The following is a 12,955-nucleotide window of genomic DNA, read 5'->3' on the forward strand; positions in this document are numbered from 1 at the left end:
GCCCCGTTCGGCGGTTGAACGGAGTTCTTGGAGAGAGACGCGACCAGGGGACGGATGGGACCGCGCAGTGCGGGGCTACGAACGCCAGGAGCGAGAGCCGGCGGCTGACGTCGACCACCTCTCTCGGTTCGAGGCCGAGATGGAGCGGCTGAAGACCGAGCGGGAAAAGGCGATTCAGCATGCCGAGGACCTCGGCTACCAGGTCGAGGTGCTGCGCGCCAAGCTGCACGAGGCGCGCCGCACCCTCATGTCCCGGCCGGCTTACGACGGCGGTGACATCGGCTATCAGGCCGAGCAGATGCTTCGTAATGCCCAGGTCCAGGCCGACCAGTTGCGCCAGGACGCCGAGCGGGAGCTGAGCCAGGCCCGCGCGCAGACCCAGCGCATCCTCCAGGAGCACGCGGAGAACGCGGCCCGGCTCCAGGCGGAGCTGCATCAGGAGGCGGTCACCCGCCGCCAGCAACTGGACCAGGAACTGTCGGAGCGCCGGCAGACCGTCGAGTCGCACGTCAACGAGAACGTGGCGTGGGCCGAGAACCTGCGCACCCGCTCCGAGTCCCAGGCCCGCCGTCTTCTGGACGAGTCGCGCGCCGAGGCCGACCAGGCCCTGGCGGCCGCCCGCGCCGAGGCCGAGCGGGTCGCCACCGAGGCCCGCCAGCGCCTTGAGATGGACGCCGAGGCGGCCCGCGCGGAGACCGAGCAGCTGCTGCGCCGCGCCCGCACGGACGCCGAGCGCCTGCTGAACGCGGCCTCCACGCAGGCCCAGGAGGCCACCGACCACGCCGAGCAGCTGCGCAGCTCCACGGTGAACGAGTCGGACTCCGCCCGCCGCCAGGCGACCGAGCTGAGCCGGGCCGCCGAGTCCCGCATCGCCGAGGCCGAGACTTCGCTGCGTGAGGCACGCCTGGAGGCCGAGAAGGTTCTGGCGGAGGCGAAGGAGGCCGCCGCCAAGGCGGTCGCCAGTGCCGAGTCGACCAACGAGCAGCGCACGCGTACGGCGAAGGAGCAGGTCGCCCGGCTGGTCACGGAGGCCACGAAAGAGGCCGAGACCACCAAGGCGGACGCCGAGCAGGTGGTCGCCGACGCCCGCGCCGAGGCCGAGAAGATCATCGCCGAGGCCGACGAGCGCGCTCGTACGCTCACCGCCGAGGAGACCGCCTCCCAGCTGGGCAAGGCGGCCAAGACCGCCGAGGACGTCCTCAACCGCGCCTCCGAGGAGGCCAAGAACACCACCAAGGCGGCCACCGAGGAGGCCGAGCGCATCCGCACCGAGGCCGAGGCCGAGGCGGACCGGCTGCGTGCCGAGGCGCACGACATCGCCGAGCAGCTCAAGGGCACGGCGAAGGACGACACCAAGGAGTACCGCGCCAAGACGGTCGAACTGCAGGAGGAGGCCCGCCGGCTGCGCGGCGAGGCCGAGCAGCTGCGCGCCGACGCGGTCGCCGAGGGCGAGAAGATCCGCGCGGAGGCCCGCAAGGAGGCCGTCCAGCAGATCGAGGAGGCGGCCAAGACCGCCGAGGAGCTGCTGGCCAAGGCCAAGCAGGACGCGGACGAGCTGCGCGCGAAGGCCACCACGGACAGCGAGAAGGTCCGTACCGAGGCCATCGAGCGCGCCACCACGCTGCGCCGGCAGGCCGAGGAGACCCTGCAGCGCACCCGGCAGGAGGCGGAGCGGCACCGCGAGGAGGTCGTCGAGCAGGCCGAGGGCATCATGGCCGACGCCGAGCGGGCCTCGCGCGAGCTGCGCGAGGAGACCGAGCGGGGCGTCGAGGCCAGGCGCCAGGAGGCGGCCGGCGAGCTGACACGGCTGCACACCGAGGCCGAGGAGCGGATCGCCGCCGCCGAGCAGGCGCTCACCGACGCCCGCGAGGAGGCCACCCGGATCCGCCGCGAGGCCGCCGACGAGGCGGAGCGGCTGCGTACCGAGGCCGCCGAGCGGCTGCGCACGCTGCACCGGCAGGCGGAGGCGGAGGCCGAGCGGCTGCGCGACGAGGCCGCGTCCGACGCGTCCGCGTCCCGGGCCGAGGGCGAGGCCGTCGCCGTACGCCTGCGGTCGGACGCCGCGGCCGAGGCCGAGCGGCTCAAGAACGAGGCGCAGGACACCGCCGACCGGGTGCGGGCGGAGGCGCTGGCCGCCGCCGAGCGGCTGGGCACGGAGGCGTCAGAGACGCTGGCCGCCGCGCAGGAGGAGGCCAACCGGCGCCGCCGCGAGGCCGAGGAGCTGCTCGGTGCCGCGCGCACCGAGGCCGACCAGGAGCGCGAGCGGGCCCGCGACCAGAGCGAGGAGCTGCTCGCCTCGGCGCGCAACCGCGTCGAGGAGGCGCAGGCCGAGGCGGTCCGGCTGGTCGAGGAGGCCGACCGGCGCGCGAACGAGATGGTGTCGGCCGCCGAACAACACGCCCAGCAGGTACGGGACTCCGTGGCCGGGCTGCACGAGCAGGCCCAGGACGAGATCGTCGGGCTGCGCTCGGCCGCCGAGCACGCGGCGGACCGTACCCGGCGCGAGGCGCAGGAGGAGTCGGACCGGGTCCGCGCCGACGCCTACGCCGAGCGCGAGCGGGCCACCGAGGACGCCAACCGGGTCCGGCGCGAGGCACGCAGCGAGACGGACGCGGCCAAGGCGCTGGCCGAGCGCACGGTCGGCGAGGCGATCACGGAGGCGGAGCAGTTGCGCTCGGACGCCTCCGAGTACGCCCAGCGGGTGCGTACGGAGGCGTCGGACGCGATCGCCGACGCCGACCAGGCCGCTTCACGCACCCGGGCGGAGGCCCGCGAGGACGCCAACCGGATCCGTTCGGACGCGGCGACCCAGGCGGACACCCTCATCACCGAGTCGCGCAACGAGGCGGAGCGGCTCACCACGGAGACGATCACCGAGGCGGACCGGGTGCGGTCCGAGGCCATCTCCAAGGCGGAGCGGCTCATCGCGGACGCCACCGGGGACGCGGAGCGGCTGCGCGCCGAGGCCGCGGACACGGTCGGGGCGGCCCAGTTGCACGCCGAGCGGACCCGCGCCGAGGCCGAGCGCGTCAAGGCCGGCGCCCGCGAGGAGGCCGAGCGGGTCACCACGGCGGCGCGCGAGGAGGCCGAGCACACCCTCGACGAGGCCCGCAGGGACGCCAACAAACGGCGCTCGGACGTCGCCGAGCAGGTCGACACCCTCATCACGGAGACCACGGCCGAGGCCGACAAGCTGCTCACCGAGGCCCAGCAGCAGGCGCACAAGACCACCGCCGACGCGGAGGGGCAGGCCGACACCATGGTGGGCGCGGCCCGCACGGAGGCCGACCGGCTGGTGTCGACGGCGACCGTCGAGGGCAACTCGCTGGTCGAGAAGGCCCGCGCGGACGCGGACGAGCTGCTCGTCGGCGCCCGCCGGGACGCCACCTCGATCCGGGAGCGCGCGGAGGAGCTGCGCGACCGGATCACCGGCGAGATCGAGTCGCTGCACGAGCGGGCCCGGCGAGAGTCGGCGGAGACGATGCGGTCGACGGGCGACCGCTGCGACGCGCTCATCAAAGCGTCCGAGGAGCAGCTGGCCAAGGCGCAGGCGAAGGCCAAGGAGCTGGTCTCGGAGGCCAATTCGGAGGCGGGCAAGGTCCGGATCGCCGCCGTGAAGAAGGCCGAGGGGCTCCTGAAGGAGGCCGAGCAGAAGAAATCGGCCCTCGTGCGGGAGGCGGAGGAGCTCAAGGCGGAGGCGATCCGCGAGGCCAAGCACACGGTCGAGGAAGGAAAGCGCGAGCTGGAGATCCTGGTGCGCCGGCGCGAGAACATCAATGCCGAGATCTCCCGTGTCCAGGACGTGCTCGAAGCGTTGGAGTCTTTTGAGACTCCGTCGGCCGGCAAGGACGGCGGGGTCAAGACGGGCGCTACCGTGGGGGCCCCTCGTTCGAGTGGCAAGTCGTCAGACAGCTAGCGGGCCGGGCGAGTTCGGGGGTCTTCTGGGGCCTTTGCCCAGGTCTTTGGCAAGTCGTCCGCGGGTTAGCCACTCAAAAGGGGTGTCATTCTCCAGATCAAACACGTATCCGCTCGATGACACACCGCTTCGGCCCCTAGGATTCCACCTATCACCTCACCGGTCTCATTTGACAGGAACCCCATGAGCGACACTTCCCCCTACGGCTTCGAGCTAGTGCGGCGTGGGTACGACCGCGCTCAGGTGGACGAACGGATCTCCAAGCTCGTCTCCGACCGTGACAGCGCTCTCGCCCGTATCACCGCCCTGGAAAAGCGCATCGAGGAGCTCCACCTCGAAACGCAGAACGCCCAGGCCCAGGTGAGCGACGCCGAGCCGTCGTACGCCGGTCTCGGCGCGCGGGTCGAGAAGATCCTCCGTCTCGCCGAGGAAGAGGCAAAGGACCTGCGCGAGGAGGCCCGTCGGGCCTCCGAGCAGCACCGTGAGCTCGCCGAGTCGGCGGCCCAGCAGGTTCGCAACGACGCAGAATCGTTCGCTGCGGAGCGCAAGTCCAAGGCGGAGGACGAGGGCGTCCGGATCGTCGAGAAGGCCAAGAGCGACGCGTCGCAGCTGCGTGGCGAGGCCCAGAAGGACGCCCAGTCGAAGCGCGAGGAGGCCGACGCCCTCTTCGAGGAGACCCGCGCCAAGGCCGCCCAGGCCGCCGCGGACTTCGAGACGAACCTCGCCAAGCGCCGCGAGCAGTCGGAGCGCGACCTGGCGTCTCGTCAGCAGAAGGCCGAGAAGCGCCTCGCGGAGATCGAGCACCGCGCGGAGCAGCTCCGTCTGGAGGCGGAGAAGCTGCGCACGGACGCCGAGCGTCGCGCCCGCCAGACGGTGGAGACGGCTCAGCGCCAGGCCGAGGACATCGTGGCCGACGCGAACGCGAAGGCCGACCGGATCCGTTCGGAGTCCGAGCGCGAGCTGGCCGCCCTCACCAACCGCCGCGACAGCATCAACGCCCAGCTGACGAACGTCCGCGAGATGCTCGCGACGCTCACGGGCGCCGCGGTGGCTGCCGCCGGTTCGCCGGTCGAGGACGAGCCGATCTCCCGTGGGGTTCCGGCCCAGCAGTCCCGGTAAGCACCGGCTCAGTTGACGAACAGCGCGATCAGAGGCCCGTACCGTCTCCCCCGGAGGTGCGGGCCTCTGGCGTGTCCGCCCGTCCGACCAGGGGCAGGAAGACCTCGTCGACGATCTCGACGAGGACGTGGTCCTCGATCGAGGTCCGGCTGAGCATCATCTCGTAGCGCAGCAGGGCGGCCGGCACCGTGATCACGCGGGCGGGCAGGTCTGCGGTGGCGATCTCGCCGCGCTTCGCGGCCCGCTCCAGCAGGGTGCGCGTGACGTCCTGCATGATCCCGAAGGTCGTGGGGTCCAGCTCGGGCGCTTCTCCCAGGAGTCCCACCACGACGTCCGACCCCATGTCCCGCTGGCGTTCCGCCATCAGGCGCAGGACGCCCAGTACGTCCGCACGCAGCTCGCCCGTGTCCGGGACCTGGTCGACGATCGTCCCGAAGCGGTGGGGCAGGGCCGCCTTGACCAGCTGGGCGCGGTTGGGCCAGCGCCGGTAGAGGACCTGCTTGCCGGTCCGGGCCCGCGCGGCGACGCCCTCCATCGTGAGCCTGGCGTAGCCGACCGCCGCCAGCTCCTCCCAGACGGCGTCCAGGATGTCGGCCTCCAGGGCCGCGCCCCGGCGCCGCGTGCTCCCACTGTCAGCGGTCATCGCCCATCCCTGTGAAGACCTTTGAACACCTTTTCGAACCCGACCCCTTAAGAGACCTTGCGTCTCCTACGAGGGTAGCCTACGGTCGATTAGAGACGCACCGTCTCTAAAGGAGCCCGCCGTGCCCGCCACCACCGCGCCCCGCCCTGCCCCCGAACGCCTCGATCCCGCCGTCCTGCGGCTCGCCGGGATCCTGGTGCTCGGCGCCCTCGCGGCCCTGCTGGACAGCACGATCGTGTCCATCGCCATCGACACCCTCGGGCGCGAACTGCACGCCACGACGGCGACCGTGCAGTGGGTGAGCACCATTTATCTACTGACCCTCGCCACGGTCGTGCCGGTGTCCGGCTGGGCGGTGGAGCGGTTCGGCGCCCGGCGGGTCTGGCTCGGCGCGCTGCTGCTGTTCCTGGCCGGGTCGGCGCTGTGCGGACTGGCCTGGAGCATCGGCTCGCTCATCGTCTTCCGGGTGGTCCAGGGCATCGGCGGCGGACTGCTGCTCCCGGTCATGCAGATCCTGGTCATGCGAGCCTCGGGCGGCCGCAACCTCGGCCGCCTGATGGCCCTGATCACCCTGCCCGTCGTGGTCGTACCGATCCTCGGCCCGGTCCTCGGCGGCCTGATCGTCGGCCACCTCAGCTGGCGCTGGATCTTCTACGTCAATCTGCCGATCTGTCTCGTCGCCCTGGTCCTCGCCCGGCGCGGGGTCCCCAAGGACGAACCGGGCCCGGCGCCGCGTATCGACGTCCTGGGCCTGCTGCTCCTCTCCCCCGGCCTGGCGGCCCTCGTCTACGGCCTCTCCGAGGACGGGCTCGCCCGCGTGGTCGCGCTCCCGGTGGGCGCGGTCCTCGTCGGCGCCTTCGTGGTCCACGCCCTGCGCTCGACGGCGCCGCTCGTCGACGTCCGGCTGTTTTGCGACCGCGCCTTCGCCGTCTCCTCGGCGCTGATGTTCCTGAACGGCCTGACCCTCTTCGGCGGGATGTTCCTGCTCCCCCTCTACTACCAGCAGTCCCGCGGCGAGAGCGTGATCGCGGCGGGCCTGCTGCTGGCGCCGCAGGGCCTGGGCAGTCTGCTGGCCCGCGTCACGGGCCCGCTCACCGACCGGGTCGGCCCCCGCCCGGTCGTCCTGGGCGGCATGCTCCTGACCGCCCTGGGCACCCTCCCCTTCGCCTTCCAGCACCCCGTCTCCGCCCTGCTGCCCGCCGCCCTGGTCGTCCGGGGCCTGGGCATGGGCGCCGCCAACATGGCCGTGACGGTCAGCGCGTACGAGGGCCTGGACCGCCGCCGGATACCCGACGCCAGCACGACGATCCGCGTCCTCCAGCAACTCGGGGGCTCCTTCGGCACGGCCGTCCTCGCGGCGCTCCTGACCCACGGCACGGGCGCGCCGGCGTTCTCGCACACCTTCGCGTGGACGACCGTGTTCACGGTTGTTGCCTGTGTCGTCGGACTTTGTTTGCCCGTCCGGGTGGCATCGGCCGAACCGTCGCTTTAGCGTGGCCGCATGATCGAGCTCGAGGGGCTGACCAAGCGGTACGGCGACAAGGTGGCGGTCGACGACCTCACCTTCGCGGTGAGACCCGGGATCGTCACCGGATTCCTCGGGCCGAACGGTGCCGGCAAGTCGACGACGATGCGCATGATGCTCGGGCTCGACCGGCCGACGGCGGGTGATGTCCGTATCGACGGCGAGCACTACGACCGCCTCAAGGACCCGCTGAAGTACATCGGCGCGCTGCTCGACGCGAAGGCGATGCACGGCGGGCGCAGCGCGTTCAACCACCTGCTCTTTCTCGCGCAGAGCAACGGCATTCCCAAGAGCCGGGTGTCCGAGGTGCTGGACACCGTGGGTCTGACGTCGGTCGCGAAGAAGAAGGCCAAGGGGTTCTCGCTGGGGATGGGGCAGCGGCTCGGGATCGCGGGTGCGCTGCTCGGTGATCCGCGGATCCTGATGTTCGACGAGCCGGTCAACGGGCTGGACCCCGAGGGCATCCACTGGATCCGCAACCTGATGAAGTCGCTGGCGGGCCAGGGGCGGACGGTGTTCGTGTCCAGCCACCTCATGAGCGAGATGGCGCTGACCGCCGACCACCTGGTCGTCATCGGACAGGGCCGGCTCCTCGCCGACACCTCCATGGCCGACTTCATCCAGCAGAACTCCCGTTCCTACGTCCGTATCCGCACCCCGCACCGCGAGCGCCTGCTCGACGTGCTGCACGAGGCCGGCGTCACCGTCGTCGAGTCCGGCAGCGGCGCGCTGGAGGTGGACGGCGGCGAGGCCGAGCGGATCGGCGAGCTGGCCGCGCAGCACCAGATCGTGCTGCACGAGCTGAGCCCCCAACAGGCCTCCCTGGAGGAGGCGTTCATGCAGCTGACCGCGGAGTCGGTGGAGTACCACGCGCACTCCGACGGCCCCTCCCCGGTGGCCCCGGCAACCCCGCGGCAGCCGTGGGGCGACGACTGGAAGAGGAGCTGACCATGGCGGCGACCCAGGTCGTGCGGTCCGAGTGGACCAAGATCAGGTCGGTGGCCTCGACGGTGTGGACGCTCTCCCTCGCCGTGGTCGTCACCATCGGCCTCGGCATGCTGATCTCGGCACTGTCGGCGAACGACTTCAAGAACATGAGCCGGAACGACCAGCTCTCCTTCGACCCGACCTACATCAGCTTCGCCGGCATGAGCCTCGGCCAGCTCGCGATGATCGTGTTCGGCGTGCTGGTCGTCTCGAACGAGTACAGCACCGGCATGATCCGCACCTCGCTGGCCGCCGTCCCGCAGCGCGGCACCTTCCTGTTCAGCAAGATCGCCGTCGCGTCCGGTCTCGTCCTGGTCGTGGGCCTGGTCACCAGCTTCGTGACCTTCTTCCTCGGGCAGGCGATGCTCGGCTCGCACAAGGCGTCCATCGGCGACTCGGGCGTGCTGCGGGCGGTCATCGGCGGCGGGCTGTACATGACCCTGATCGCGCTGTTCTCGATGGGCGTTGCCACGATGCTGCGCTCGCCGATGCTCTCGCTGGGCATCCTGATGCCGTTCTTCTTCCTGATCTCCAACATCCTGGGGAACGTCTCGGCGACGAAGAAGATCGGCCGGTTCCTGCCCGACCAGGCCGGCAGCAAGATCATGCAGGTGGTCACGCCGATCGACGACGACACTCCGTACGGACCCTGGGGCGGCCTCGGGATCATGGCGCTGTGGGTGCTCGCGGCGATCGTGGGCGCCTACGTGCTGCTGAAGAGGCGGGACGCCTAGTCCCATAGAGCCCGTTTCATCCCTGGTCTTGCAGGCGGACGGCAACCTTTTACTTGCCCTTGAGCGGAACCGTCAGCGCCTCGGTATCCTCCTAACCCTTACGGGGGGCGTGTGCCCCGCTGTCCTGAACCTTTCGATGGGTGCGGAGCATGATCGAGGCAGTCGGCCTGACCAAGCGCTACGGCGACAAGACCGCTGTGTACAACCTTTCCTTCCAGGTGCGGCCGGGTGCCGTCACCGGGTTCCTGGGGCCCAACGGCTCGGGCAAGTCGACGACCATGCGCATGATCCTCGGCCTCGACAACCCGACCGCGGGTCAGGTGACGATCGGCGGCCACCCGTACCGCAACCTGCCCAACGCGCCCCGCCAGGTGGGCGCCCTGCTCGACGCCAAGGCCGTGCACGGCGGCCGCTCCGCCCGCAACCACCTGCTCTGCCTGGCCCAGCTGTCGGGCATCCCGGCCCGCCGGGTGGACGAGGTGCTCGGCGTGGTCGGTCTGCACGAGGTGGCCAAGCGGCGCTCCAGCGGCTTCTCGCTGGGCATGGGGCAGCGGCTCGGCATCGCCGCCGCGCTCCTCGGCGACCCCCAGGTGCTGCTGTTCGACGAGCCGGTCAACGGCCTCGACCCCGAGGGCATCCTCTGGGTGCGCAACCTGATGAAGGCGCTCGCGGCGGAGGGCCGTACCGTCTTCGTCTCCTCGCACCTGATGAGCGAGATGGCGCTGACCGCCGACCACCTCATCGTGATCGGACGCGGTCAGCTGCTGGCCGACATGAGCGTCCAGGACTTCATCGCGGCGAACTCCGCCGGCTTCGCGCGCGTGCGCACGCCGGACACCGAGCCGCAGCTGCGCGAGAAGCTGGCCTCCGCGCTGACCGAGGCGGGCGGGCACGTGATGTCCGAGCAGGACGGCGCGCTGCGGGTGACCGGGCTGCCGCTGCCGGGCATCAGCGACATCGCGCACGACACCGACGTACGCCTGTGGGAGCTGTCGCCGCACCAGGCCTCGCTGGAGGAGGCGTACATGCGGATGACGCAGGGCGCGGTCGACTACCGCTCGACGGTCGACCAGAAGGCGGGGCTGATGCAGCCGCTGCCGCCCGGCGCGCAGCCGCCGATGCCGGTACCGGGACAGGGCCAGCCGGACTGGTACGCGCCGCCGTCGCCGCAGCAGGGCGGCCGGCCGTTCGCGATGCAGCCGGGCCAGCCGGGTCCGTACGGCGCGGGGCAGCCGCCGGTGGGCGCGTACGGCGCCCCGGGCGCCCCCGGCGCGGGCGCGCCCAACCCGTACGCCCAGCAGGCGCCTCAAGCGCCTCAGCCGCCCCAGGCACCCGCCCAGGCCGTGCCTTCGACGCCTGAGCAGCCCGTGGCCGTCCCGGCGGCATCGGTGCCCACCGAGTCCGCGGCTCCCGTCGCCGCGCCCGCTCAGCCCGCGCAGCAGCCCGCCGACCTGACCAAGCCCGAGGACGCCCGATGAGCACGCCCCAGCCCCCGATGCCGCAGGCCGCCGGAGCCGAGTGGCAGTCGGTGCCCGGTTCGCCGTATCCCAGCTACACCTCGCCGATCCCCGTGACGCCCACGCACCTCGGGAACGCGATCGCCTCGGAGTGGACCAAGATCCGGTCGGTGCGCTCCACGATGTGGACGCTCGGCGTGTTCGTGCTGCTCGTCGTCGGCATCGGGATGCTGGTGGCCGTGCTGGTGGCCGCCAACTCGGGCGAGTCCGACCTGGCCGGCGAGAACCCGCTGTCGTTCGGGGTCTTCGGGCTGCTGCTCGGCAGCATGTGCATCATCACGCTCGGCGTGCTGACCACGGCCTCGGAGTACGGCACGGGCATGATCCGCACCACGATGACCGCGTGCCCGACCCGGGGCCGGGTGCTGGCCGCGAAGGCCATCGTCTTCTTCCTGGTGGCGTTCACCGTCACGTTCGCTTCGGTGCTGCTGGTCGCGCTGGCGGACATGGCCCTGCTGGACGGGGCCCGGACCCCGAGCGGCTCGGAGTGGCTGAAGGGCACCCTGGGCATCTCGCTCTACATCGCGCTGCTCGGGCTGCTCTCGCTGATCATCGGCTCGATCATCCGGCACTCCGCGGGCGCGATCACCATCATGATCGGCCTGGTGCTGGCCCCGCTGGTGATCGCGCTGTTCATGTTCTCCGAGGCCCTGGAGGGCCTGCGCCAGGCGCTGTTCGACTACTCGATCCCGAACCAACTCAGCGTCTTCTACACCAACGCCCTGAGCGACTCGGGGCCTTCGGGCTGGGAACCGCTGTGGATCGCCGTGGGCGTGACGGCCGCGGCCTTCGCCGGCGCCGTCACCCTGCTGCAGAAGCGCGACGTCTGAGCCGTAGAAGAAGCCCGGCGAGAGCCTCAAGGGGCCTAGAACTTCGGGCTGTTCCTGGACCGCTGCACCCGTGTGGTGCGGCGGTCCTTCGCATTCCAGCAGGCCTTGTGCCAGTGGCGGCGTTCGTCCACGCCCGAGTGCTCCGGCCAGGCCACCACGTGCGGGACGCCGGAGGGGATCAGCTGGTCGCAGCCGGGACAGCGGTACGTCTTGCCCTGGGCGCTCGCGCCCGCGACGTGGCGCACGCTCCACTCCTCGCCCTGCCAGGTCTCCGTCGACTGCCAGCCGCCGTACCGGCCGGAGCGCTCGTCCTCGGCGCTGCGGCCGGACGAACTCGACGGGTCGGCTCCCTTGGGTCGGTTGCGACGCGGGGACACGGAACACCTCACGGGGCTATACAGGAAGCATGTGTCCGCTCCAGCCTACGGGGCGCGAGCAGGGGTACGCGTAGGGCACCAATCGTCGTAAGTCCCCCACCGCCGCGACGCATTCTGCAGACAATCCGCAAATCTCTTCGCCAGGCCGTGTCCTCGGCACGTGTCGTCCGGTTATGCCCGGTGGGGGAGCTCCATGTCGGAGCCAAGGAAGCAGGAAAGAGCGATGCACGTAGGAAGTTTCGTGTTGGCGGCCCAGTTCCCGGGGCAGGGCCAGGGGGAGGCTCTGCACCGCGCGGTCCGCTCGGCGGAGGTCGCGGAGGAGGTCGGGCTCGACTCGATCTGGCTGGCCGAGCACCACTTCGTGCCGTACGGCACCTGCCCGTCGGCGATCACCCTGGCCGCGCTGCTGCTCGGCCGCACCAGCCGCATCCGCGTGGGTACGGCGGTCAGCGTGCTGCCCACCGTCCACCCGGTGGCCCTCGGCGAGCAGGCCGCGCTGCTGCACGTCACGTCCGGGGGACGCTTCTCGCTGGGCGTGGGGCGCGGCGGGCCGTGGGTCGACCTGGAGGTGTTCGGCGCGGGCCTCGCCGCGTACGAGGAGGGGTTCCCGGAATCACTCGATCTGCTGGTGCGCTGGCTGCGCGAGCCCTCGGTGGCGAGCTCCGGCGAACGCTTCGCATTCCGTGAGGTGCCCGTCGTGCCCCGGCCCTCGGAGTCCCTGTCGGAGGCCGCCGGTCCCGAGGTCGTCGTGGCGTGCACGTCCGCGGCGAGTGTGCGGCTGGCCGCCGAGCGCGGACTGCCGATGCTGCTCGGGATGCACGTCGGGGACGAGGAAAAGGCCGAGATGATCGCCCTGTGGCGGCAGCACGCGCGCGCGGCCGACCGTCCCGCCGACGAGATCCTCGGCGCGGCCCATGTCTCGGCCGGCGTCTGCCAGATCGCGGACCGGCGCACCGACGCGGTGGAGACACTCACCAAGGCGATGCCGGGCTGGCTGCGCCAGGGGCTGGACGCGCATGTCACGGTGGACGGCCGGGCCCGGCAGATGCGCGACCCGCTGGCCTACACGGAGTTGCTCTGCGGACTGCATCCGGTGGGCACGCCCCGGCTGTGCGCCGACCGGCTCGCGGCGACCAGCGAGCGGACCGGCATCACCCGCTTCGCCCTGCTCGTCGAGGGCTCGGGCGATCTGGCGGCCACCGAGGAGAACGTACGGCGGCTCGGCACCGAAGTGCTCCCGCAGCTCGACTGACCGTGGATGAACACCCCAACTGTCCTGCCCGGCGTGGAGCTTGCCGCTCCGTACT

The 12,955-nt window shown here is 71.6% G+C and carries 10 protein-coding genes; 8 read left to right on the top strand and 2 right to left on the bottom strand.

Annotated elements, in window-relative coordinates; all coding sequences use genetic code 11:
* Positions 1 to 67 precede the first annotated feature (67 nt).
* Both scy and M2283_RS35790 read left to right on the top strand, forming a co-directional pair.
* The gene (scy, locus tag M2283_RS35785) at positions 68 to 3,916 is read left to right on the top strand and encodes a polarized growth protein Scy (RefSeq protein WP_280880648.1); all 3,849 of its coding nucleotides are present in this window, start codon (positions 68 to 70) and stop codon (positions 3,914 to 3,916) included.
* Positions 3,917 to 4,099: 183 nt separating this feature from the next.
* Complete coding sequence (locus M2283_RS35790) at positions 4,100 to 5,035, top strand: cellulose-binding protein (RefSeq protein ID WP_280880649.1); 936 nt, start codon at positions 4,100 to 4,102, stop codon at positions 5,033 to 5,035.
* Positions 5,036 to 5,063: 28 nt separating this feature from the next.
* Here the strand turns inward: M2283_RS35790 and M2283_RS35795 are convergent, their stop codons facing one another.
* Positions 5,064 to 5,678, bottom strand: coding sequence for a TetR/AcrR family transcriptional regulator (locus M2283_RS35795; RefSeq protein WP_280880650.1), 615 nt, complete (start codon positions 5,676 to 5,678; stop codon positions 5,064 to 5,066).
* A gap of 121 nt (positions 5,679 to 5,799) precedes the next feature.
* Between M2283_RS35795 and M2283_RS35800 the strand changes: the two genes are divergently transcribed.
* The 5 genes from M2283_RS35800 to M2283_RS35820 all read left to right on the top strand — a co-directional run bounded on the left by M2283_RS35800 (position 5,800) and on the right by M2283_RS35820 (position 11,271).
* Positions 5,800 to 7,170 (top strand): MDR family MFS transporter, encoded by a 1,371-nt coding sequence (locus M2283_RS35800; protein WP_280880651.1) that lies wholly within the window; start codon positions 5,800 to 5,802, stop codon positions 7,168 to 7,170.
* A gap of 9 nt (positions 7,171 to 7,179) precedes the next feature.
* Positions 7,180 to 8,151 carry an ABC transporter ATP-binding protein gene (locus M2283_RS35805; RefSeq protein WP_280880652.1) on the top strand — a complete coding sequence of 324 codons (972 nt, stop codon included), beginning with the start codon at positions 7,180 to 7,182 and terminating at the stop codon, positions 8,149 to 8,151.
* A gap of 2 nt (positions 8,152 to 8,153) precedes the next feature.
* Positions 8,154 to 8,924 carry an ABC transporter permease gene (locus M2283_RS35810; RefSeq protein ID WP_280880653.1) on the top strand — a complete coding sequence of 257 codons (771 nt, stop codon included), beginning with the start codon at positions 8,154 to 8,156 and terminating at the stop codon, positions 8,922 to 8,924.
* A gap of 149 nt (positions 8,925 to 9,073) precedes the next feature.
* Positions 9,074 to 10,402, top strand: coding sequence for an ABC transporter ATP-binding protein (locus tag M2283_RS35815; protein WP_280880654.1), 1,329 nt, complete (start codon positions 9,074 to 9,076; stop codon positions 10,400 to 10,402).
* Positions 10,399 to 11,271: an ABC transporter permease gene (locus tag M2283_RS35820; protein ID WP_280880655.1), complete on the top strand. Its 873-nt coding sequence runs from the start codon at positions 10,399 to 10,401 to the stop codon at positions 11,269 to 11,271. The genes M2283_RS35815 and M2283_RS35820 overlap by 4 nt, the downstream gene beginning before the upstream one ends.
* A 35-nt stretch (positions 11,272 to 11,306) precedes the next feature.
* Here the strand turns inward: M2283_RS35820 and M2283_RS35825 are convergent, their stop codons facing one another.
* A complete protein-coding gene (locus M2283_RS35825; protein WP_280880656.1) occupies positions 11,307 to 11,648 on the bottom strand; it encodes an ATP/GTP-binding protein in 342 nt (113 codons plus the stop codon).
* 223 nt (positions 11,649 to 11,871) lie between these two features.
* On the opposite strand from M2283_RS35825, the gene M2283_RS35830 reads away from it, so the two are divergent.
* Entirely contained in the window at positions 11,872 to 12,900 is a 1,029-nt protein-coding gene (locus tag M2283_RS35830; RefSeq protein ID WP_280880657.1) for an LLM class flavin-dependent oxidoreductase, read from the top strand.
* The last annotated feature ends 55 nt before the right edge of the window (positions 12,901 to 12,955 follow it).

Origin of the sequence: Streptomyces pseudovenezuelae (genome assembly GCF_029892565.1) — a bacterium.
In the GTDB taxonomy this organism is placed as follows: Bacteria; Actinomycetota; Actinomycetes; order Streptomycetales; family Streptomycetaceae; genus Streptomyces; species Streptomyces pseudovenezuelae_A.